Consider the following 21,659-nt stretch of genomic DNA (forward strand, 5'->3'; position numbering starts at 1 on the left):
AAAATGAATTCATCAATTTGTCGTTATATAAATTACAATCGAATAATATTCCAATCGAAAACCTCCGTATAGTCTATTGACTGATAATGGAGGTTTTTCTGGTCTTATGTTTGGGACATTGACTTTAACTCTAAAGGCTAGTATAATATTTTGAAACTGAGATATTAGTTTAAAGGAATGAAAATCATGAATGAAAACCAGGATACAAAACAATCATTGAAGCTGTTTATTGTTCTTTCCCGAGCCTTTAAAGCATTGAACGAAGAGATTAATAAGAATATTCAGGAAAACGGTTTGAACCCAACTGAATTTGCTGTATTAGAGCTGCTCTATCATAAAGGGGACCAGCCGCTTCAGCAAATAGGCGGTAAAATTCTCTTGGCTTCCGGAAGTATCACATACGTAGTGGATAAGCTGGAGCAAAAAGGCTACCTTAAGCGTGTTGCCTGCCCTAAAGACCGGCGTGTGACCTATGCGCAGATTTCGGAGGAGGGCAGAAGCCTGATTGACAAGATCTTTCCGAACCATGAAGAGAGGATTCACGAATTGATGTCGTCCCTCTCCCCTGAAGAAAAGAAAGACGTGATAGAGCTCTTGAAGAAACTGGGACTGTCCATCAAGAACTTATCATATTGATACATGTAAGAGCCTTCCTTGCAAGGCTCTTTTTTCTCTTCGTACAAAAGGAAAGTAATCAAACTTACAGGAGAAACAGAAGAAGGGGTCGAATACAATATATGACTTTGAAAAAGGGGGAATACATATGAAGTTTGAACAATTTACATATGAACGGCCAAATCTGAAAGAGATCCAGAATGAGTTCAAACAGGCATTGATAGATTTTAAGCAAGCAGCCACAGCAGATGATCAGGTTACTGCTATGAACGAATTGAATAAAATACGCCTTCATTTTGATACAATGCAGAACATCTGCTATATCCGTCATTCGATCGACACAAATGATGATTTCTATAAAGGGGAACAGGATTATTTCGATGAAATCATGCCTGATTTTCAGGGACTCGTCACTGAATATTATAAAGAACTCCTGAATTCATCTTTCCGGGCGGAGCTGGAGCGGCGCTGGGGTAAGCAGTTGTTCTCGCTCGCGGAGAGTGAAATCAAAACCTTCTCCCCAGAAGTGGTAAAACTGCTTCAGGAAGAAAATAAACTTTCCTCTCAATACACAAAGTTAATGGCTTCAGCAAAAATACCTTTCCAAGGTGAAGAACGAACACTTGCCCAAATGGGGCCTTTCACTCAGTCTGTAAGCAGGGAAACGCGTAAGGATGCTTCACTTGCTTCCGTGGGCTTTTTTGAAGAGAATCAGAAGGAATTAGACAGTATCTTTGATGATCTCGTCAAGGTGCGGCATAAGATTGCCGTTACATTAGGGTATGAAAATTTCGTGGAACTAGGATATTATCGAATGACCAGAACAGATTATACCCCGGAAATGGTGAAAGTGTTCCGCCAAGGGGTCAAAAATCATGTTGTGCCGCTGGTTAGAAAATTGAAAAAGAGACAATCTGAACGAATCGGCATAAGTTCCATGAAATTTTATGATGAAGGGTTTAAATTCACTTCGGGGAACGCTGCACCAAAAGGAGATCCCCAGTTCATCATTAATAATGGCAGGAGAATGTATGAAGAATTGTCAGAGGAAACAAAGGAATTCTTTCAATTCATGATAGATCGCAATTTGATGGACTTGGAAGCAAAAAAAGGGAAAGCGGGCGGAGGGTACTGCACGTATATCGCAAATTATGAATCTCCGTTTATCTTTTCGAATTTCAACGGGACGTCAGGTGATATAGATGTTCTGACACACGAGGCCGGTCATGCATTTCAAGTTTATAGCAGCAGGGGATTTGATATTCCTGAGTACCAGTGGCCGACATATGAAGCGTGTGAGATCCATTCCATGAGTATGGAGTTCTTTACATGGCCATGGATGGAGCTCTTCTTTAAGGAAGATACGGATAAGTATAAGTTTTCGCATCTAAGTGATGCTCTTCAGTTCCTTCCGTATGGAGTCGCAGTCGATGAATTTCAGCATTTTGTATATGAGAATCCTGATGCATCCCCAGCCGAAAGAAACGCAGCGTGGAGAAAAATTGAAGAGGAATATTTACCTGGAAGGGATTATGATGGTATTGCGTACCTTGAAGCAGGGGGATTCTGGCAGCGGCAATCACATATCTATAACTCACCATTCTATTATATCGACTACACCCTTGCCCAAATTTGTTCATTCCAATTCTGGGTGAAAATGAACGAAAATCGTGAAGAAGCATGGGCAGATTATGTAGATCTCTGTAAGTTGGGCGGGAGCCTTTCTTTTACGGGTCTTGCAGCATCAGCTAAGCTGGAATCACCTTTTAAAGAAGGTACAGTCGAAAGGGTCATTGAGCCCATTGCAATGTGGTTAGATCAGATTGAAGATAAGAAATTATAAATGGAAAAGCAGCCGGATTCCGGCTGCTTTTTAAGTGGGGATCATGTTAGGGATTACAAACATAGGATGTCCATGTTCGGTTGGAAAAGGTGATTTATAATCATTTGCTTCTGAATTCTTCTGCTTGTACATAGAGTGAAGTAGAAGAGGTATGAGGTGAGTGGATGAAAAGATTATCAGGGGCATTTCAAATCGCTGCCGTATATGTCGGAACGGTTATTGGTGCAGGATTCGCTACAGGCAGGGAGATTGTTGAATTTTTCACCCGGTTTGGGTTTGTTGGCTTTATTGCCATCTTATTTAGTGGATATTTGTTTATCACAATGGGAACGAGGATTATGCTCAAATCACATGATTTAAAGGCGAAATCATTTGAACAATTCAACGAATACTTATTTGGAAAGTGGTTTTCAAAGTTCATGAATATCATGATGATGGTCATGTTGATCGGGGTTTCTGCCGTTATGTTATCCGGGGCAGGGGCTGTATTCGAAGAACAATTAATGATGCCAAAACAGCTCGGTGTCCTGCTGACGATTTTGCTCGGATTCATTACGATGATGGTCGGCATGAAAGGTCTGTTTGCAGTCAACACATTTGTAGTACCGATTATGATTCTCTTCAACGTATTCTTAATGATGTATTCAGTAACGGATGCCCGATTTTTAGAGGCTTTCCTGACTATCCCCCCTGTGGACGATGGCTGGAAATCGGTTGTGGCCCCGTTTTCGTATGTAGCCTTCAATTTAGCGATGGCCCAAGCTGTCCTTGTACCGGTAGCAAGTGAAATTAAGGATCGGAAGGTAATAAAATATGGCGGTTACATAGGGGGGGGCTTTTTGACACTTATCCTCATTTCGAGTCATATGACCCTCGTGATGATCCCTGATGTGACCTTGTATGAAATTCCGATGGCTGTCGTGATGAAACATTTTGTGGCAGGTTTTTATTATCTGTACATTTTGATCATTTATGGTGAAATATTCACATCTGTCATCGGTGGTGTATTTGGTTTGGAAAAACAGCTTGCGGGCTATTGGAAAGGTTCTTCCATCGCAACATTCACAGGGATCTTCACTATCATCTACTCCCTGAGCTTTTTTGAATATAGTGAGTTGTTATCCTATTTGTATCCGTTGTTTGGATATTTGAGTTTATTGTTCTTAGTGCTCCTATGGATGAAGCACGATTCAAAATGAACCCTGGCCACATTCACAATTCTATGATTATTTCTTCGTTTTTAGCTCATCATATTAATGTAGCTTTTAAAGGAGGCTCTATGATGACAAAATCGAAGCATGAGAAAGAAAGACAATGGCAGGTACGTAAAGAGGATCAAAAGCCTCATGGAAAGGTACCTTCATTCAAAGAATTATCACAGGAAAATAAAGAGAAGTAAGTAAAGAGGGATGGCATGCAGCCATCCCTCTTTAGTTTGTGAACATTACTTGTTAAGGTGGGTATTCTATTCTTTTTTTTCAAGGCCCAATGCATCTTCCGTCTGATATTTTTGGGGGAAAAAGGAATTTCTGACTTCATCACGGTCCCAATCAGACATATCACAGCTTGAGGCCAGCTCTTCAAGGTGCTGCATCAAATACTGCATATCAAGGTTTTGGTAGCTTTCATAATCTATTCCTTCCAGGATGTAATTTTTAAACGTCCAGATTATCTCCTTAACGTCTTCATTATTATTTTCAGCAATCATCCGGAGAGATCTGAGTATTTCAGTGGTAACCGATATATCCTGTTTTCCATAATGTCTTAGCTGATAAAAGCTTTTGTACAAATAATCCACAAAAGTGGGCTGTTCCAATATGATGCGGATGGTATCCTCTTTGTCAGTAATATAGGAACCGGGAAGCTTGTGCCTCGCTAATTTAGATAAGATAATACCAATCTCTTCAATGCAATTCTTTGCGGTATTTGGATCATTTATGGCCGGGGATATGGCTCTCAGCGCTATTTCGACCAATTTACGTATTCCGAGATCGATATCTTCGATCGGTTCCTTGTCAGGGCCCAGAATAATGTAGTTCAAGTATACTTCTGGCTTGATATCATCATGAATGGACCAAACCGTCATAGCCGCTGTTCCTTCCAATAGATATTCCCCAGGTGTTTTAATCATCCTTACAATGCAGTCATCGCTTATCGCTCTTCGCAGAAGACCTTCGATTTCTATGTGCTGGAGATAGCCTGATTCTTGACTGTATACGTAACATGGTTTTGTATCCTTAAATGATAGGGGATTAATTCCACGTTGAGATTCGACTTTGTCCTTTTTTCTGTAAAGTGGGCTGTTCTCGATTTTGTTATTGGTTTTGATTGTTATGTTATGAATCAGTTTGCTGACTTTCACCCAGTTGGAAACATGGTGAACAAAATATACGAATACGAACAGGCAGATGATCGCGACCAGAGCAGCGAATGCGGCAGAAATGAACAGTTCCTGTCCCGACTCATCTTTCAATAAAATGAGAAGGGTGATACAGTACACCACACCTGAAACGAATATGGCAAGAACGCGTTGAGTGGGCCGGTCATTGATGAAATTTTGAAGTGTCCTTGGTGAATACTGTGATAAAAATGTTGTGAGGACAACCATGATCGTGGAGAATGTAATCGTCGTCATGGTCATGATGGATGAGGCGATTGTACTGATGATCATCGTGCTCAAGTCGAAATTGGCAAATAAAACTTTAGGCAGAAGAGGATAGTTGTGCTGACTAAGCCACCAATCGAAAGAAAAGGTAGCGAGAGCGAGTGCCAGTGAAATAAGTGAAAAAATAAGGGGTACAAACCAAAAGCTTTTTTGAGCTTTTTTGAGGATATGGACATTCAAATGCATCTTTCATGAGCCACCTTTAAAATAATATGCTATAAGAATATCCTGAACGAAAGAAAAGAAACTATTCATCCTATTTCTAATGGTATGAGCAGCTCAGTCTGAGAACCTTCAATTATAGATGTACGAGCGGCCGGACTTATTCATTCAGTACTGATGGATGAGACAGACCCACCCGCTATGCTGAGGGAATATACCGGCCGTTATGTTATCAAGTATGTAGAAATGATTATTGCTCAATAATTTTATAGTTTTTGTGATTGACGACGGTCTTTTCTTCAAGTTCAAGTTCTCTGTAATTTTTCATGTACGTAAGGTCGACAATTACAGAATTCTCATTTACTTTTTCCACAACCCCTTTTAGTCCTTCTTTAAATTCGATCACGTTTCCGATTTCTGCTTTTTTCATTCGAGGTCTCTCCTTTTTGGCAAAATTCTACAAACGATTACTAATATTTTGACTTAAACAAACGAAAAGGTAAAGAGTTTTCTAACAATTTAATAAAAAAACTAATACTTGTAGTTTTTTTATACTCAAATAAAATAGTAGTAGACGATTTTTGAGGAGGTTACCAGCATGGAGGAAAGTGAAGTTTTCCAGATGATGGATGCATTAAGGAATAAAGAGGTAGAAGAGGTTCGAATTGAGAAAGATGATTTTCTATCATTCAGGGCAGTCCTGGTCAAACAGCCAGACTTCAAACATTTCAGGGGGATTGCCGGGCATGGGGGTCATATACGCTATCAATACATTGATACTCCTAGAAGCTGACATGCAGCCCAGGGAAAGACGGCTTATTGTAATCATTTGATGAAAAGGTAAGTATGGTTAGTGCAGGTAACCATTACCGGATGAAATCCTTAACCAGCCTTGTTATTGTATAGGGTGAACATCGTTAAGGGGGAATTCAAGATGAGAAAACAATTACTTTCAGGACTGGCAGCTCTTGGCATGCTTGCATTTACTACTTCAGCTGTGTCTGCAGAAGGGACCCATACAGTAAAAAAGGGTGAGTCGCTGTGGGAAATCGGTAAAGAACATTCTGTTCCTGTTCTTCAATTGATGGAAGTGAACGGTTTGAAATCACATGAGATTCATCCCGGACAAGCGATAAGCCTGCCTGAAGCCGAGGTGTCTGACGCAGAAAAAGATCTGCTTGCAAAGCTGGTCGAAGCGGAGGCGAAAGGTGAGTCGTATGCCGGCAAGGTAGCTGTCGCGACTGTTGTGCTGAATAGAGTCGACTCAAATGAGTTTCCTGATTCTATTAAAGATGTAATTTATGAAGTTGCAAACGGGCATTATGCATTTTCTCCTGTTCAAAATGGAGAAATCGATAATACACCATCTGATGAATCCAGAAAAGCTGTTGATGAAGCGTTGGCGTTCAGAGGTCAAGGTCAGGGTTCACTGTTCTTCTATAACCCTGATACGTCAAGCAGTTCATGGATTACATCAACCGATACGACATTGACAATCGGGAACCACGTGTTTGCAAAATAATAGACAGAAGCTATTTCAATAAGGTTTGATTATAAAGGATTAACCTGTCCATCTATTGTATGGAAGGTTAATCCTTTTTTTGCTTTTGTGAACTGCTGTTTCCTGTACCTGTTTTTGAATCTGCCGTAAACGGGTAGTCTATTACTAACTTGGAAGGAGAGATGCTTTTTGGCCAAACGTATTGTATGTATTACAGGGGGAGCAAATGGAATCGGGAAATCGTTAGTTGAACGTTTTGCAGTACAAGGTGATAGTGTCCATTTTTTTGATAAAGATCGTGAGGGCGGGGAAAAGCTGGAGAACGATCTTAAGGAAGGTGGATATGACGCTGCATTTTATGAAATAGATGTCGCTTCCTATGAAGAAATCAAGAATGGTTTTCAAGCAATCCGAAAAAAGCACGATTCACTGGATGTCCTTATAAATAATGCGGGAATCTCGAAATTCATATCCTTCTGGGATATGACCCCGGAGGAGTGGAATACAATCATTTCTGCCAACCTCAGCAGTGTATTTTATTGTTCAAGAGAAGCGGCGGGACTCATGAAGGAAAAGGGGGGATCGATAATCAATATGGCCTCTACAAGGGCACTGATGTCCGAGGCTGATACGGAGGCCTATTCAGCGTCCAAAGGCGGTATCGCAAGCTTGACGCATTCACTGGCGATTACATTGGGGGAATACGGAATCCGTGTCAACTCCATCAGCCCGGGGTGGATCGAAACAGGTGATTACTCAGCCTTGCGGGAAGTGGATCACAGTCAGCATCCGTCCAAGCGTGTTGGCAAGCCGGAAGATATAGCAAGAGCCTGCCAGTTTTTAGCTCATCCGCATAACGATTTCATTACCGGGGAAAACCTTGTTATTGACGGCGGCATGACGAGGAAAATGATATACGAGCATTGATTTTACAACACTTCTTCCGCTACCCCTTTTTTAATATTGCGATACTGCCAGTTCCGACTACTAGTATAAACACTAAACATGCTACCATCGTATTCACCCTCTGTCCTTTTAGTAAAGTGTACAGAGGGAATATGAAAGCAACATACGATTTGTGCTAAAATTTTGTAAATATTTGTAACCAGGTCTTGATGCCTTTGACGTAAGATATGACGGCAAACGAAAGAACAGCTAAGTCTTGCTACACGCAATAGAAAAAATAACACAGAGTATTAATAAGATAAGCCAGATCGTTTTACGATCTGGCTTATTGGCGTTTGTCATCTTTGTGTTCACTCACATACTGTTTCAGTTCTTTGATGATGACTTGCTTTGTTTTTTCATCCTCTAATGCTTCTATCCCATACATATATTGACCGATGTCTTTTCGTTTCCAAACCGGCTTTCCGAGCATGGTGATCACAGATTGATTCAATGTGAAATGAAGGTCCAGTAAATAGGTGTGATGTTCAATCGGCAAATCAAGTGCTGTTTTCATTCTTGCTCCATTAGGGCTTAAGTCGATCAGCAGCGCATCCGACTGTTTGGTTTCAACCAACTCCCCGTTTTTTTCTATTATCAGCCTGTATGTAGCATTTATGGGTTCGTTAAAAGTATAGCGAAAAGATTCATGACGTTTGTACTGCATACCCATCACCTGTTTTTTTAGTATATTCATATCATACTTTATATAGAAATTGTCTTACAAGAACCTATGGAAATAAAAATAAATTATGTGAAAATTTGCTAAATTTTTACTATTTTATTATAATTAGAGGCTAGAAAGAGGGGGATGAGAATGACGAGTTTAACAGATATAAAAAAAGAAATGAATAAAGTTTTGGTTGGTAAAGACAAAGAAATAGATTTACTTTTGATTGCATTACTTCAGGGAGGTCACGTTTTGCTTGAAAGTGTTCCAGGGACGGGCAAAACATTACTGGCGAAAACATTCTCCCGTTGTATCGAGGGAAGGTTTAAACGTATACAATTCACACCGGATGTCCTGCCAAGCGATGTGACCGGAGTCCAGTTTTTTAATCCTAAAACACAGGAATTTGAACTTCGCACCGGTCCAGTCGTTACAAATGTTTTACTGGCAGACGAGATCAACCGTGCCACACCAAGGACACAGGCCAGTTTACTGGAAGTGATGGAAGAAAAACAAATTACGATTGATGGCGAAACAGTACCATTAAGCCCGCCTTTCATCGTAGTTGCCACTCAAAATCCGATTGAATCACAGCAAGGGACCTTTCCTCTCCCGGCTGCGCAGCTCGATCGCTTTTTATTAAAGGTCCCTTTTACATACCCTGAATTTGAGGAAGAAAGAATGATCCTCAGTCGCTTTAGATCGGAACAGCCTTTAGATGAAGTAGAACCAGTCGTGAGTTTATCTGACGTTCAGTTCCTATCCAAATCGGTAAAGGAGGTCCATGTCACAGGTGATATAGAGTCTTACATCCTGCAATTGACAAGGGGGACTAGAGAACACGAATGGATAGAAGTAGGGGCAAGTCCACGGGCGAGCTTGGCGCTGCTTAAAGCCTCACAAGGACAAGCATTCATCGAGGGAAGGGATTTTGTACGTCCTGAAGATGTTCTGCAAGTAGCACCTTATGTCCTTCAACACAGAATCCAATTAACTGTAGAAGCCTCATTGACCAAGTCCGAGGATGAAGTCATCACAAATCTGATTGATACGATCAATCTTCCTGTTGAAACGAGGTAACGGATGTGACTTGGAAACGTGAAGTGATCGAGGGGCCATATAACTCATTAAGTGAAATTCTTTTGATCATTCTGACAGGAACCAGTTTGTTCTTTCAGTTTTATACAGGGGCAGGGTTATTTTTGCTCTGTTTGCTCTATTTCAGGGCTCACAAATGGTATCTTGAAAATATCGGAAAGGATTTAAGGCTGGACCAGCCTCCGAAACGTGTCAGGATACACTGTGAAGAGAAAGGGAATTGGGAGGTCCATTTTACGAATGGAGGAATTCCGGTTTGGGGAGCAGTGTTGAAACTTACTTTCAAGGATATTGTGGAACCATCTGACCATCCATTTGAATCGTATCATGGCGGGAATATCGAAGTGTCAGTTCCATTTTCAATGGGTAAAGGAGAAAGCGGAAAAATCTCTTTGCCGATTGTAGGGAAAAGAAGGGGACTATGCCGTTTAACAAAAGTCCAGGTCGTCATCCCCCACCTGTTTGGTAGCGGAAAAGTACTGTTAGACTTCATGGAACCGGTTAAGTCGACAATAATGGTTTTCCCGAATCCAGCGCCTGTCATGCTTGATAAGAGCCCTGATTCACATCACATTGGGGAAGTACCTGCACTCAATTCTCTTTTTTTCGATGTCTTTCAACCGGTGGGGACGAGGGAGTATGTCCCAGGGGACAGATTTCAGGATATTCATTGGAAAGCCAGCGCAAGAACTCAAGTATTACAGACGAAAGTCTTTGCTCCGGCAGTGAAGAAAGAATGGATGATCATGGTGAATCTTTCAGAAAAGTATTCCATTACGAGGGATTTGGAAGCGATCATCAAACATACAGCGTACTTGATGCATCTGGCCGTAAGTCAAAATATCTCATTTTCGCTGGTGTTGAATATTAGAAGTCTCGGTATCACCCCATTTTATTATTTGCCAGCTGGAACAGGGAGGAAACATCAGCAAAAAGCACTTGAGGTACTGTCGACTTTATCCACAGATGACTCTACCATTCCATTTCACATCGTCATGCAGCACCTGTCGATTCGGCAGCTTGTACCCTCTGTTTTGATAGCGGCAGGTGTGCTGACAGAGGTTGACAAGGATAGACTGAGTAAGCTGGGATCAAGTCAAAAAAACATATATTTAATGCATATAGAAGATAAACAAGGAGTCGTCTCAATATGGAAACGAAAATCGAAAATGTCTTCCTGACAAAACGACAGCAGCTGCTACTGTTGAAAATGAGTTTATTCCTTGGAATTGACGTGTTGTTTGCCATACTTTCGACGACTTTCCTGGTGGATAACAAACAGATCATTTCGGGCTATGTTCCGTACATGTTGATTGTTTTTCTTACATTATTTTCACTTCTGGCAGTATGGATAAAAAAGGAGGATACATACCCTATTATGCTGTACGGGTGCCTTTTCGTCATGTTTGCTGCCGGATATATAGTCCTCAACCTATCATGGTGGATCATTGCGGCCATATTATTATTTCTTCATTGGAAATTCAGTTCGTATTTTGAAAGTGAAGACGAACATATTGAGATGGAAAGCGGAGTCATTTTACTCTTTTTATGTATGTCTGCTTTTTCATTGATCATTGGAAATGTAAGAGATCTGGAGAATAAGTATGTGGTTTTAAGCGTGATTGTATTATTATTTTCCCTCTCAGCCACATTAACCAGTGTCCAAAGGATGCTGCAAGGACAGATCGGTCACAAGGGCAGAAACAGTAAGAACCTGATAAAACCCTTCGGCATAATGTTGATTGTCCTGGCTGGAGGCGGAATCTTTACTTATTTCAGTTCATTTGTACGACTCGGGGTCTATTGGGTCCTGAACAAGCTTTTCTGGTTATTTTCTTTTCTCGTCGATCCGATTTTTGCCTTACTTGTCAAGGTCAGGGATTGGATACTAAGCAGAATGTCCAGTGAAACCCTGGGAGGTTTTGGGATGAAGCTGAATGAGAAAGTCGATACCTCACAGCAAGAGGCATTCTATGATGGGATGTCCGTGCCTTGGCTAAATGAATTATTGATAGGGATATTCATTGCGGCCATTATCATATACCTTGTAATGAAGAGGAAGGTTTCATATGGGGAAATACGGGAAGAGGCACCGGCAACAATCATGACAAAATTCATTAATACGGGCACTCAGAAAATGGATAACAAAACTGCCGGAATCCTTTACACTGATGCGGAAAATGCAATCCGCCAAGCCATTAGAGAGTTGGAAAGAGAGGCAGCATCTTTCAATAAAGGGAGAGAAGATAGTGAAAATATCAGGACTTGGTTTACAAGGATCGGCATTCACGAAGAAGATTCCTTTTTCATCTTATATGAAAGTGTAAGATACGGAACCCGTATACCTGAAAAACAAGATGTTGCTGCCTTTACTCAAAAGGTAGATAATCATATTAGCGTTTTGAAAGGACAGCACGATAAAGAGTAAATTGGTCAAAGAAGCTGATACATGCAGGAATGTGAATTTCTTGCATGCATCAGCTTTTTTTATTTTTTTTCAACGTAGGGTAAGATAAAAGTGGAAGACGATCTATGGGAGGTGCAAAAAATGCCATTCGAGCTAAGAGATGTGGCCTATAAGGATATTTTGAGAATAAAAGAGATGCAAATTCCGGAGGACAAGACGACGTGCATCATCGGGGAGAGCGGTGCAGGGAAATCGACTCTTCTGAAAATGTTAAATATGATATACATACCTGATGAAGGGGCTATTCATTATAAAGGAGAATCCATAGATGAAATGGACCCTGTAGCCCTGCGAAGGAAAGTGGTGATGATCTCCCAGACCCCTATTCTGTTTGGAGATACAGTTGAAGAAAATCTACAAAAAGGCCTTGTCTTCTCTGATCAACCCAAGGCAAGCCGGGAAGAACTGGAACGGATATTGAACGTAGTGAAATTGGATAAGCATCTGAATGCTGATGCTTTGGAATTATCAGGCGGGGAAAGGCAGCGTTTGTCGCTTGGCAGGGTCCTGTTGATGAAACCGGAAGTGTATCTGCTTGATGAACCGACCTCCGCATTAGATGAAGAAACAGAGTCAGCTGTGATGAACGGGTTCATGCAAGCTTCTGAGGATCATGATGGTACCGTCATCATGGTCACTCATTCAATGAATGTCGCTGAAGAATACGGGGAAGAAATCATAAGGATATCGAAATCATAAGGGGGGATTGACAGATGGAAAAAGGAATCATTGATATCGAACTGTGGAGATTCATTGCTGCCTATGCCTTCATCCTGATTTTGTTATTCATTGTAAAAATCAGGGGGATTTCAAGAGAAAAGCAGATCATCATTGCGTCGTTCAGGATGACGATTCAATTGGTCATTGCCGGGTATATCTTGACCTATATCTTTGAGAACCCAAGCCCCTGGCTTACTCTGTTGATCATCCTGGTTATGGAAACATTCGCGATAAGGAACGTGTTTAAGCAGGTTAAGCATGAGTTAAGTAAACAGCTGAAAGGCACCGTTGCTTTAGCGATGGTGATTGGAACTCTTGCATCTCTGTTCTACTTCAATATCGTTGTCATTCATTTTACTCCTTGGTACGAACCTCGCTATTTCATTCCGATTGCCGGTATGATAGTCGGAAATTCGATGACGGGTATAACCCTTGGCCTCAATACACTGCTTGGTGGCTTAAAAGATCAAAGGGAAGTGGTGGAAGGAGCGCTGATGCTTGGAGCAACCCCTAAAGCTGCATCCAAAAAGTATGTTGATAATGCTTTTGATTCTGCCATTCTCCCGACACTGAACAATATGATAGGGATGGGTATTATTTTTCTGCCTGGTATGATGACAGGACAAATTCTATCAGGGGTAAGTCCGCTTGTTGCCATCGAATATCAAATTGCCATCCTTCTGGGGATCATTGGAAGTGTCGCGTTGACGGTTATCCTATTCATTTATGTAGGATATAAGTTTCTATTCACTAAACATGCTCAATTGAATATATAAATTAATGTCCTTGTTAATAGAATGCGATTTGCTAGAATCAAGGTCCTTTTCGTTCTATTCCCCATTTGACTGCATATGATAGAAATAGAATAATGGGGAGGAGAGTATGTGATGAAATATGAAACAGAGCAAGCCTTGCGTGTGAAAAGCCTGGCAATAGATGTAATAGAAGAATTGATGAAAGATCGCCCCGATTATGATCAAAAAAATTTGAAGCAGGTAGCAGAATTATTTGCACGCTGCATTTGTGATTTGGTGAATGTGTATACCAATATTTCAGAGGATCATGAAATGACATTGCGTGGTACGGTCACCAAAGCTAAAATCGGGTATAACGCATTAATAAAGAACGCAGAGATGACAAAAGAGTGATCTTTATGGATTGTAGATGCGTCAGGCAGTTGAACCAAGCAACAAAGCCGCCGCCCCGCTCTGGGAACATCTGCGACGTGTACTGAAGATTTGATTAATAATGATCGCTGGTTACTACAATTGTTGAGGGGAAGTCCATTTAAACAGTAAATGGACTTCCCCTCATTTAATTTGCAACTATTCATTCATGCAGATTTCCAGTCGGAAAGTTGCTGTAGGCTCACCCTGAAGAGCGAGGAAAGCTAAGAAATAAACTTTAGAATGAAAAACATAATAGTGGCAAATATATGAAATACTAAAAAAATAAAGCTTTACAATTGTGTATATCTTCATTGCATGCTATTCTTTTTTATTGAGCAGGCTTATAGGAAGAATGGATTAATTGCTAGAAATAGTTGACGTTTTCTTCATAATCCATTACTTTTATGAAGCAACCAAAAACAAAGTTGAATAAGGAGTCGATTCATAATGGCACAAAAAACATTTACAGTTACAGCTGAAACAGGAATTCATGCTCGTCCGGCAACTCTATTGGTACAAACGGCAAGCAAATTCGACAGCGATGTACATCTTGAATACAAAGAAAAGAAAGTAAACTTAAAATCAATCATGGGTGTTATGTCATTAGGTGTTGGTAAAGATGCACAAATCACGATCATTACTGAAGGAAGCGACGAAGAAGAAGCACTGAAGAGCCTTGAAGAAACGTTAAACAAAGAAGGTCTAGCTGAGTAATGTCAAGCATCTTGAAGGGCATTGCGGCATCTAACGGGATTGCCATTGCTAAAGCTTATCGTCTGGTAGAACCTGATTTAACCGTCGAAAAGAAGTCTGTTGAAAATGCAGACGAAGAAGCAGCTCGTTTTCAGGCTGCGATATCAACTTCTAAATCAGAGCTTGAAGCGATCCGGGATAAGGCAAGGGAAGATTTAGGTGAAGATAAAGCCCAAATCTTTGAAGCACATCTTTTAGTATTAAGCGATCCAGAATTATTGACACCTATTGAAGATAAAGTAAAGACTGAAAATGTAAACGCTGAATTTGCTTTGAAAGAAACTGCTGACATGTTCGTTTCCATGTTCGAATCAATGGACAATGAGTATATGAAAGAGCGTGCAGCGGATATCAGAGACGTAACGAAACGCGTCCTTTCACATTTACTTGGGGTACAAATTGCAAACCCGAGTATGGTGACTGAAGAGGTGATTGTCATTGCAGAGGATCTGACTCCATCTGACACTGCACAATTAAACCGTCAGTTTGTAAAAGGATTCACAACCGACATCGGTGGCAGAACATCTCACTCTGCTATCATGGCACGTTCAATGGAAATTCCTGCAGTGGTGGGAACGAAGTCTATTACTTCCTCCGTTGAAAATGGTGACATGATCATCGTTGATGGGTTAAATGGGGAAGTACATATCAACCCTACACCTGAGGTCATTGAAGAGTACAAGAAGGAGCACGCACGCTACGAGGAGCAAAAAGCCGAGTGGGCGAAGCTTGTTAACGAACCGACTGTATCGAAAGATGGCCATCACGTAGAACTGGCAGCAAATATCGGTACGCCAAAAGATTTAGAAGGTGTAAAGAATAATGGCGGTGAAGGCGTAGGTCTATATCGTACAGAATTCCTTTACATGGGTCGTGACGAACTTCCTACTGAGGAAGAACAGTTCGAAGCCTATAAGGCAGTATTGGAAGGTATGAAGGGTAAACCTGTAGTCGTCCGTACGCTTGATATCGGAGGCGACAAAGAACTTCCATACTTAAATCTTCCTAAGGAAATGAATCCATTCCTTGGATATCGTGCGATTCGACTGTGCCTTGACGAGCAGGAAATATTCCGCACCCAGTTAAGAGCATTGTTGAAGGCAAGTCCTTTTGGCAATCTGAAGATCATGTTCCCTATGATCTCAAATCTTCAAGAATTCAGGGAAGCAAAGGCGATCCTTGAAGAAGAGAAAAAATCGCTTCAAGAGAACGGTACAGAAGTAGCCGACAAAATTGAGGTGGGGATCATGGTTGAAATCCCATCTACTGCTGTCATGGCCGATGTATTCGCCAAGGAAGTCGATTTCTTCTCAATCGGTACAAATGATTTGATTCAATATACAATGGCAGCCGATCGTATGAACGAACGCGTTTCTTATTTGTATCAGCCATATAATCCTGCTATCCTGCGTCTTGTGAAAATGGTCATCGATGCCGCTCACAAAGAAGGCAAATGGGCAGGTATGTGCGGTGAGATGGCTGGCGATGAAATTGCCGTGCCTATCCTGCTAGGTTTAGGATTGGATGAATTCTCAATGAGTGCTACATCCATTTTAAGAGCACGCTCTCAAATCCATCGTTTGAACCAGAATGATATGAAAAAGCTTGCTGAAGAAGTACTCGGGCTCGACACAAATGATGAAGTCATCAAGGCTGTCGAAAAAGCTGTTTCTCAAGTGTAAAAAGATGTTTTAAAGGCCCGGAATGGGGGTAATGTAATAATGAATAAGAAGTTGAGGCACCCCAAAGGCCTTTTCATTCTCATTTCCCCCTTTTCTTAGGATTGAAAGAATATTCTTTCAATCCTTTTTTTTATGTCTTTTCTTGCTGAAAAGGGTTTTTCCATTGCATCAATAATCCGTAATCACAGGATTCTTTATCTTCAAGATAGCCTTTTACCGCTTTTATCGGTGTCCTTCCGCATTGAAGCAGGAAGGTGATGACAGGGTCTTTATATTGGCCGGAGATCAATTTGTTAACATACTCTTCTATCGTAAAGAGATGAGAAAATGTATGGTAGGTAGGAATGCGGCCACCCCCTAAAAGGCGGTCCAGCTGCATATGAACCACGATCTCATACATGGCGTTCATTAATACTTTTGCTAGTTTAAATCCCCGGAAGTCAGGTTCGATGCACAAATCGACTACATATAGCGTATTCCCATTCGGATTGTGGGTGCGTATGTATCCTTCATCTGTTATTTCATCCCAAGTATGATCAGGATGAGATTCATCGAAGTCGACGATCAGGCCGGTTATGCTGCCGGCTATTCTACCATCGATCTCGACACAAAGTGCCCCTAACGGGAAGTGCTCTACATGATTTTTTAGTTGATCTTTATTCCACCATAACTCCGATGGGAATGGAGGAGGGAAAGCGCGCTGCTGGATCCCGATGAGTTCGTTGAAATCATTCTCCGTATAATTTCGGACAGTGGCTTGATATACCTGATCTTTTCTGAAAACAAACTGTTCTTTTCGATACATGACAGAACCTCATTTATCAGAATTTACTTGTTCATTATACTTTATGAAAGCGCTTTTTTAAAGGTATTTTACAAAAATAATTTTTTAAAAACATTCATCTTTTCTATACGCTGTTGATTTCCGTGCAAGACTTCGATTTCCGCGGGCTGCCCGTGCACCTCCTGGCATTCTTACAGCAGATCATGTCCAGCTCCTGCGCCTAGCCCATAGAGGTCATGATCGGTTTTTTATGGAGGTTTACGGAGGTTATAGGCGTTGTTGACGCAGTATACGAATGGTTGCACTCGCAGAATTAGGTGTATCAGCGTTATTGCTCGATGAGCAGTATAATGCAGCCTACACAACGGGGTGAATCGGGGGAATCTTTTGATTTTGGCCAATAATCTTTCGAAAACTAGACTTTTTCTTTCAATTCCGGGCAATAATCTTCGAATTCTGCGGGATAATCTTTGAATTTTAGGATTTATTCAGTCACTTACCAAAAATATCCAATTTTAAGCTTAATGGACCAATAAGGCAAAGAACGCCTTCGCTGCCAAGTCTTCTTATCCCACACGCCTTTGGAGTCTTCATCTAGCACTCCAAACAACAGCTGGATCAGTGTAATATTCAGTTCAAATTAACAAACCAAAAAAATTTAAAAAAAGTTTTATTTTTTGGTTTAGTTATTCTGAAAGGCGGGTAATCTATAATCAAGCATGAAATTGGAGATTAATTTCTCACTAACACCCCCTTTTCCTTTTTTTTGACTGACTCAGTGTATTTCTGAGCAGTCTTTTTTTTTGTGCCCTTCTAATGCCAGGTTTTGAATGGAATACTTCTTCAATGGCGGTTCAATACTAACTGTAGTGTTTCTGAGAGGGAACACAAGAAGAGAAAAGGGGCTGGAATAATGGCTAAGCGCACGAAGAAAAATGATCCACAGCAAAAAAATAAAAAGGGATTTGATTCTTCCCAACTGAATCAGGAATTCGCACACGAATTTGGCAGTGCAGCCGCGAATAAGATTCACAAAGATAAAGCCAAAAAAGAAAAAGCACCTAAAAACAACGGAGAATATAAAAAGTAACAGAAAAACAGACCTTGAATGTTATTTCAAGGTCTGTCATTTTTACATATGGTTGGTCATGAACCTCTCAATCCGTGACAGCCCTTCTTCTAACTGTCCAATCGAGCATGCATAAGAAAGTCGTACATATCCTTCACCATACTTTGAGAAAGCGTCTCCGGGAACCACAGCCACCTTTTCTTCCTGTGCAAGCGCAAGCGCAAACTCAAAAGATGTCATATTCATATTGTCTGGGATCTTAATAAAGAAATAAAAAGCGCCGTCCGGCTTGACTACATTTTCAAAGCCGATTTCCCCTAAACGCTTATATACATAATCCCTTCTTGCCATGTATTCACGCTTCATCTCAGCAGCATCATTCATGCCAGCGGTCAGGGCTTCATACGCTGCTTTCTGAGAGATGGAAGATGCACAAGATACATTGTATTGATGAACCTTCAACAAGTGTTTACTGATGCATTCCGGAGCGAATATCATCCCTATTCTCCAGCCTGTCATGCTGTGGGACTTCGAGAGGCCATTGATCATGATGGTTTGATCCCTTAGGAATTCAGCTATTGAATGATGAGTTCCTTCGAAGGTCAATTCACTATAGATCTCATCTGCCACAACAAAGATTTTCCGCCCCTCGAGGACTGCGGCAATATCCCTTAGTTCGTCTGCGTTCAGACTGACTCCTGTAGGGTTGGAAGGGTATGGGAGGATGATGCATTTTGTTGAATCTGTAATATGCTTCTCGATTGATTCTGCACTGACCTTGAAGTCGTTTTCTGTTGTATCGATATGGACTGCTTTCGCACCGCACAGATGGATGATGGGTTCGTATCCAGGATACACAGGTCCGGGAAGAAGACATTCATCTCCTGGTTCTAAAATCGAACGAAGCACAACATCTATTCCCTGGGAAGCACCATTTGTTACAATGACTTCGGATTCGGGATCATAATGCACATTATATTTTGAACCTACATAATCGGATGCAGCTTCTCTTAACTGGAGATATCCTGCATTATGCGTATATGAAGTGAAATCTTCATCGATTGCTCTCTTTGCAGCTTCTTTAATATGTAAAGGAGTGGGGAAGTCAGGCTGTCCTATAGTAAGGGAAATCATACCCTCAATGTCAGCCACCATGTTAAAGAACTTTCTGATACCCGATATTTTGATGTCCTTTACATTTGGATTTAAGTATTGTTCCAAGATGTACACCTACTTTTTGAGAATTGTCCAGCTCCAGCGCATAGCCCCTCGAGACGTTTCGGTCCGGCCAATGAAGTCAAAAAACGACTTCACCGGCCGGATCAAGAGCGTTTGTCGGGACTGAACAAGGCGCTTGCACTTTTCTTAATTTGTTACATATTTTATCACTTTTTACTGTGGTAAAGGAATGCTTTTGTTTGAAACGAATTGAAAAGGGGAATGGATAGAAAAGTAAAGCTGGGCATAGAAGGTGATTACAACAATGATTCGAACGACTGCAATTTTAAATAATGGGGATGTCCTCCAGGATGTGCCGGTATCCAGAGTAAAGGAAAGTGATGTGAAATGGTACTGGGTTGATTTTAATGAGCCGACTGAAAGGGATATTCGCATGTTGAAAGGTTTCTTTCAATTTCATCCTCTTGCCATTGAAGACTGCCTGGATGAATTTAGTGAAAGGCCTAAACTTGATTTTTATGATGGGTACATATTTGTCTTGATGCATGCGATCAATCGTAAATCACTGGAATCGTATGAAGTGAATCTATTTGTGAACTCAAGATTCATCGTTACCTTTCATAAAAAACCAGTAGACGAAATAAATAACTTATGGGATATAGTGAAAGAGGAAGGCGGACAATTGAGTCCTTTCACCATCATGCATGGAATTGTGGACAGGCTGGTCGATGAATATTTCCCTTTGATTTACAGCATCGAAGATCGATTGAATACGATTGAAGAACATACGAATGAGGAATCAGATTCAAATCTGATGGATGAATTATTCGATATCCGTCATGAAATGTCCAAATTGAGAAGAACACTTATTCCGATGCGGGATCTGTTGTACAGAATCAGTAATTCGGGAAGGTTGAATTCTTTGAAAGAAGAGCAATTATACTTTAATGATGTGTATGACCATTTGATCAAACAAGTTGAGATGCTGGAGTCGTATCGTGAATTTTCTGCAGATATTCGGGATAATTACCTCTCCATCAATTCCGATAAAATGAATAATATCATGATGACGTTAACGGTCATCACTACGATATTCATGCCTCTAACGTTCATTGCTGGCCTTTACGGAATGAACTTTGTATACATGCCTGAATTGAATGAACATAATGGGTATTTCATTGTACTTGGCGTAATGGCTGTGATTGCATTGATCATGTTCGGTTTGTTTATGAAGATCGGGTGGCTTAAATTCGGTGGCAGAAAAAGAAGGCGGAAAAGAAGGCTTCTGAAGTTGAAATAGCATCCTTACAATCCCTGTAAAGGTATGGAGAGTTTCAAAGAACAGGCGGATAATATCCGCCTGTTCTTTAGTCTCTATCTTTTTAGAAGCCACGCATTTTCGACTGCTGTATTCACCCACTTCTCAACTTGTGAATGAATGCTTGGGGATGTCTCCTTTATCCATTCGTTTCTTTTTAAGACCTGTTGAGCTTTAATACGGTGTTCCTGCCATGACTTTCCTTTTGTTGCAACATTCAAAAGGAGCGGTTGAATGTGATCAATCATGTGAGCATAGACTGCTTCATTGCTTGTTCCTTCTTCATACTCATCCCACAATGCACGAAATTCCATGCCGATTGGTTCTGGAAGAATCCCAAACAGTCTGTCTGCTGCACGCTGTTCCCTTTCTGATTTGTCATTGTAGCCGACTGCATCAAAAGCATATGTATCACCTGCGTCGATTTCAACCACATCATGCAAAAGTAACATCTTTAATGAAACGAACAAATCCGTTTCTTCCTTTTTTTCATATGCTTCAAACAAAGTCATCGCCATTATGGCAACATGCCAGGAGTGCTCCCCGCTGTTTTCCCTTCGGCTCGTGTCACTTATATATGTGCGGCGTTCAATCGATTTCAACTTGTCTATTTCCAATATGAATTCCATTACATTTGTCAGCATTGGGATACCCGCCTTCTTTTGTATTCATCCATATATTAGCCCTATCGCCTGCACCATTCAAGTGAATTCATCTATATACGGCATCCTGGAAATAAAAAATTCTTCTAAACGGTGGATTTTTACCGGAAAACGCGGTATATTGAGTGAGGATAAAAGAAGAATTGGGATGAAAGGGATTCCCGAGAGGTTCTAGCACAACCCTCTATAAAAAACTAAGGGAAACGGCATCCTTAGGTGTCGTTTGTTTTTGTTTATGCAGTATTTTCAGGAGCTGCAATATAAAGCTTTCACTCTGGCAAAAGACATATTCAGAGGAAAGAGCATGATTATAGAGTTATAGAGAATCTTTTTCTTCTTTTTAAGGCGGGATCAGAG

At 40.9% G+C, this 21,659-nt stretch carries 23 protein-coding genes and 1 riboswitch; of the genes, 17 read left to right on the forward strand and 6 right to left on the reverse strand.

Going from position 1 to position 21,659, the window contains the following annotated elements; genetic code table 11:
- Positions 1–186: 186 nt before the first annotated feature.
- The 4 genes from ACUXV2_RS05950 to ACUXV2_RS05965 all read left to right on the forward strand — a co-directional run bounded on the left by ACUXV2_RS05950 (position 187) and on the right by ACUXV2_RS05965 (position 3,857).
- Complete coding sequence (locus tag ACUXV2_RS05950; protein WP_446246124.1) at positions 187–636, forward strand: MarR family winged helix-turn-helix transcriptional regulator; 450 nt, start codon at positions 187–189, stop codon at positions 634–636.
- A gap of 127 nt (positions 637–763) precedes the next feature.
- Complete coding sequence (locus tag ACUXV2_RS05955) at positions 764–2,458, forward strand: M3 family oligoendopeptidase (RefSeq protein ID WP_446246125.1); 1,695 nt, start codon at positions 764–766, stop codon at positions 2,456–2,458.
- Positions 2,459–2,622: 164 nt separating this feature from the next.
- Positions 2,623–3,657, forward strand: coding sequence for a YkvI family membrane protein (locus ACUXV2_RS05960; protein ID WP_446246126.1), 1,035 nt, complete (start codon positions 2,623–2,625; stop codon positions 3,655–3,657).
- Between the two features lie 83 nt (positions 3,658–3,740).
- Positions 3,741–3,857, forward strand: a complete 117-nt coding sequence (locus tag ACUXV2_RS05965) for a DUF6254 family protein (protein ID WP_446246127.1) — start codon at positions 3,741–3,743, stop codon at positions 3,855–3,857.
- Between the two features lie 66 nt (positions 3,858–3,923).
- Here ACUXV2_RS05965 and ACUXV2_RS05970 read toward each other — a convergent pair whose 3' ends face one another.
- A complete protein-coding gene (locus tag ACUXV2_RS05970; protein WP_446246128.1) occupies positions 3,924–5,309 on the reverse strand; it encodes a DUF2254 domain-containing protein in 1,386 nt (461 codons plus the stop codon).
- 226 nt (positions 5,310–5,535) lie between these two features.
- Positions 5,536–5,715: a YkvS family protein gene (locus ACUXV2_RS05975; RefSeq protein WP_071618072.1), complete on the reverse strand. Its 180-nt coding sequence runs from the start codon at positions 5,713–5,715 to the stop codon at positions 5,536–5,538.
- 168 nt (positions 5,716–5,883) lie between these two features.
- Between ACUXV2_RS05975 and ACUXV2_RS05980 the strand changes: the two genes are divergently transcribed.
- The 3 genes from ACUXV2_RS05980 (at position 5,884) to ACUXV2_RS05990 (ending at position 7,713) form a co-directional block, all read left to right on the forward strand.
- The gene (locus tag ACUXV2_RS05980; protein ID WP_446246129.1) at positions 5,884–6,078 is read left to right on the forward strand and encodes a hypothetical protein; all 195 of its coding nucleotides are present in this window, start codon (positions 5,884–5,886) and stop codon (positions 6,076–6,078) included.
- Positions 6,079–6,219: 141 nt separating this feature from the next.
- Positions 6,220–6,807: a cell wall hydrolase gene (locus ACUXV2_RS05985; protein ID WP_446246130.1), complete on the forward strand. Its 588-nt coding sequence runs from the start codon at positions 6,220–6,222 to the stop codon at positions 6,805–6,807.
- Positions 6,808–6,975: 168 nt separating this feature from the next.
- Positions 6,976–7,713, forward strand: coding sequence for an SDR family NAD(P)-dependent oxidoreductase (locus ACUXV2_RS05990; protein WP_446246131.1), 738 nt, complete (start codon positions 6,976–6,978; stop codon positions 7,711–7,713).
- 304 nt (positions 7,714–8,017) lie between these two features.
- Here the strand turns inward: ACUXV2_RS05990 and ACUXV2_RS05995 are convergent, their stop codons facing one another.
- Positions 8,018–8,398 carry a PilZ domain-containing protein gene (locus ACUXV2_RS05995; protein ID WP_446246132.1) on the reverse strand — a complete coding sequence of 127 codons (381 nt, stop codon included), beginning with the start codon at positions 8,396–8,398 and terminating at the stop codon, positions 8,018–8,020.
- Between the two features lie 150 nt (positions 8,399–8,548).
- Here ACUXV2_RS05995 and ACUXV2_RS06000 point away from each other — a divergent pair, with 150 nt between their 5' ends.
- The 8 genes from ACUXV2_RS06000 (at position 8,549) to ptsP (ending at position 16,290) form a co-directional block, all read left to right on the forward strand.
- Positions 8,549–9,481: an AAA family ATPase gene (locus ACUXV2_RS06000; protein WP_446246133.1), complete on the forward strand. Its 933-nt coding sequence runs from the start codon at positions 8,549–8,551 to the stop codon at positions 9,479–9,481.
- A 5-nt stretch (positions 9,482–9,486) separates the two neighbouring features.
- The gene (locus tag ACUXV2_RS06005; protein ID WP_446246134.1) at positions 9,487–10,680 is read left to right on the forward strand and encodes a DUF58 domain-containing protein; all 1,194 of its coding nucleotides are present in this window, start codon (positions 9,487–9,489) and stop codon (positions 10,678–10,680) included.
- Positions 10,650–11,927, forward strand: coding sequence for a hypothetical protein (locus ACUXV2_RS06010; RefSeq protein WP_446246135.1), 1,278 nt, complete (start codon positions 10,650–10,652; stop codon positions 11,925–11,927). Before ACUXV2_RS06005 ends, ACUXV2_RS06010 begins: the two co-directional genes overlap by 31 nt.
- Before the next feature lie 120 nt (positions 11,928–12,047).
- Entirely contained in the window at positions 12,048–12,665 is a 618-nt protein-coding gene (locus ACUXV2_RS06015; protein ID WP_446246136.1) for an ABC transporter ATP-binding protein, read from the forward strand.
- Positions 12,666–12,679: 14 nt separating this feature from the next.
- Positions 12,680–13,462, forward strand: a complete 783-nt coding sequence (locus tag ACUXV2_RS06020) for an ABC transporter permease (RefSeq protein WP_446246137.1) — start codon at positions 12,680–12,682, stop codon at positions 13,460–13,462.
- A gap of 111 nt (positions 13,463–13,573) precedes the next feature.
- Positions 13,574–13,834 (forward strand): hypothetical protein, encoded by a 261-nt coding sequence (locus tag ACUXV2_RS06025; protein ID WP_446246138.1) that lies wholly within the window; start codon positions 13,574–13,576, stop codon positions 13,832–13,834.
- A gap of 468 nt (positions 13,835–14,302) precedes the next feature.
- Positions 14,303–14,569: a phosphocarrier protein HPr gene (locus ACUXV2_RS06030; protein WP_032089054.1), complete on the forward strand. Its 267-nt coding sequence runs from the start codon at positions 14,303–14,305 to the stop codon at positions 14,567–14,569.
- Positions 14,569–16,290 carry a phosphoenolpyruvate--protein phosphotransferase gene (gene ptsP, locus ACUXV2_RS06035; RefSeq protein ID WP_446246139.1) on the forward strand — a complete coding sequence of 574 codons (1,722 nt, stop codon included), beginning with the start codon at positions 14,569–14,571 and terminating at the stop codon, positions 16,288–16,290. The genes ACUXV2_RS06030 and ptsP overlap by 1 nt, the downstream gene beginning before the upstream one ends.
- 130 nt (positions 16,291–16,420) lie before the next feature.
- On the opposite strand, the gene ACUXV2_RS06040 is transcribed toward ptsP, so the two are convergent.
- Complete coding sequence (locus ACUXV2_RS06040; protein WP_446246140.1) at positions 16,421–17,095, reverse strand: GNAT family N-acetyltransferase; 675 nt, start codon at positions 17,093–17,095, stop codon at positions 16,421–16,423.
- Between the two features lie 892 nt (positions 17,096–17,987).
- Here ACUXV2_RS06040 and ACUXV2_RS06045 point away from each other — a divergent pair.
- Positions 17,988–18,164, forward strand: a complete 177-nt coding sequence (locus ACUXV2_RS06045) for a hypothetical protein (protein WP_446246141.1) — start codon at positions 17,988–17,990, stop codon at positions 18,162–18,164.
- Between the two features lie 42 nt (positions 18,165–18,206).
- Here ACUXV2_RS06045 and ACUXV2_RS06050 read toward each other — a convergent pair whose 3' ends face one another.
- The gene (locus ACUXV2_RS06050; protein WP_446246142.1) at positions 18,207–19,364 is read right to left on the reverse strand and encodes an aminotransferase A; all 1,158 of its coding nucleotides are present in this window, start codon (positions 19,362–19,364) and stop codon (positions 18,207–18,209) included.
- Positions 19,365–19,626: 262 nt separating this feature from the next.
- On the opposite strand from ACUXV2_RS06050, the gene corA reads away from it, so the two are divergent.
- Positions 19,627–20,622, forward strand: coding sequence for a magnesium/cobalt transporter CorA (corA, locus tag ACUXV2_RS06055; protein ID WP_446246143.1), 996 nt, complete (start codon positions 19,627–19,629; stop codon positions 20,620–20,622).
- 74 nt (positions 20,623–20,696) lie between these two features.
- On the opposite strand, the gene ACUXV2_RS06060 is transcribed toward corA, so the two are convergent.
- On the reverse strand, positions 20,697–21,284 hold the full coding sequence (locus ACUXV2_RS06060; protein ID WP_446246144.1) for an HD domain-containing protein: 588 nt from the start codon (positions 21,282–21,284) through the stop codon (positions 20,697–20,699).
- A gap of 177 nt (positions 21,285–21,461) precedes the next feature.
- Positions 21,462–21,506, forward strand: a riboswitch (PreQ1 riboswitch).
- Positions 21,507–21,659 lie beyond the last annotated feature (153 nt).

The sequence above is a fragment of the Rossellomorea sp. NS-SX7 genome, assembly GCF_052828565.1.

Coding starts and splice junctions, on each gene's coding strand:
- ptsP (WP_446246139.1), top strand. CDS start 14,569: ATGTCAAGCATCTTGAAGGGCATTGCGGCATCTAACGGGATTGCCATT.
- ACUXV2_RS06010 (WP_446246135.1), top strand. CDS start 10,650: ATGGAAACGAAAATCGAAAATGTCTTCCTGACAAAACGACAGCAGCTG.
- ACUXV2_RS05950 (WP_446246124.1), top strand. CDS start 187: ATGAATGAAAACCAGGATACAAAACAATCATTGAAGCTGTTTATTGTT.
- ACUXV2_RS05975 (WP_071618072.1), bottom strand. CDS start 5,715: ATGAAAAAAGCAGAAATCGGAAACGTGATCGAATTTAAAGAAGGACTA.
- ACUXV2_RS05985 (WP_446246130.1), top strand. CDS start 6,220: ATGAGAAAACAATTACTTTCAGGACTGGCAGCTCTTGGCATGCTTGCA.
- ACUXV2_RS05970 (WP_446246128.1), bottom strand. CDS start 5,309: ATGCATTTGAATGTCCATATCCTCAAAAAAGCTCAAAAAAGCTTTTGG.
- ACUXV2_RS05995 (WP_446246132.1), bottom strand. CDS start 8,398: ATGCAGTACAAACGTCATGAATCTTTTCGCTATACTTTTAACGAACCC.
- ACUXV2_RS06025 (WP_446246138.1), top strand. CDS start 13,574: ATGAAATATGAAACAGAGCAAGCCTTGCGTGTGAAAAGCCTGGCAATA.
- ACUXV2_RS05980 (WP_446246129.1), top strand. CDS start 5,884: ATGGAGGAAAGTGAAGTTTTCCAGATGATGGATGCATTAAGGAATAAA.
- ACUXV2_RS05955 (WP_446246125.1), top strand. CDS start 764: ATGAAGTTTGAACAATTTACATATGAACGGCCAAATCTGAAAGAGATC.
- ACUXV2_RS06015 (WP_446246136.1), top strand. CDS start 12,048: ATGCCATTCGAGCTAAGAGATGTGGCCTATAAGGATATTTTGAGAATA.
- ACUXV2_RS06000 (WP_446246133.1), top strand. CDS start 8,549: ATGACGAGTTTAACAGATATAAAAAAAGAAATGAATAAAGTTTTGGTT.
- corA (WP_446246143.1), top strand. CDS start 19,627: ATGATTCGAACGACTGCAATTTTAAATAATGGGGATGTCCTCCAGGAT.
- ACUXV2_RS06030 (WP_032089054.1), top strand. CDS start 14,303: ATGGCACAAAAAACATTTACAGTTACAGCTGAAACAGGAATTCATGCT.
- ACUXV2_RS06045 (WP_446246141.1), top strand. CDS start 17,988: ATGGCTAAGCGCACGAAGAAAAATGATCCACAGCAAAAAAATAAAAAG.
- ACUXV2_RS05960 (WP_446246126.1), top strand. CDS start 2,623: ATGAAAAGATTATCAGGGGCATTTCAAATCGCTGCCGTATATGTCGGA.
- ACUXV2_RS06040 (WP_446246140.1), bottom strand. CDS start 17,095: ATGTATCGAAAAGAACAGTTTGTTTTCAGAAAAGATCAGGTATATCAA.
- ACUXV2_RS06020 (WP_446246137.1), top strand. CDS start 12,680: ATGGAAAAAGGAATCATTGATATCGAACTGTGGAGATTCATTGCTGCC.
- ACUXV2_RS05965 (WP_446246127.1), top strand. CDS start 3,741: ATGACAAAATCGAAGCATGAGAAAGAAAGACAATGGCAGGTACGTAAA.
- ACUXV2_RS06060 (WP_446246144.1), bottom strand. CDS start 21,284: ATGCTGACAAATGTAATGGAATTCATATTGGAAATAGACAAGTTGAAA.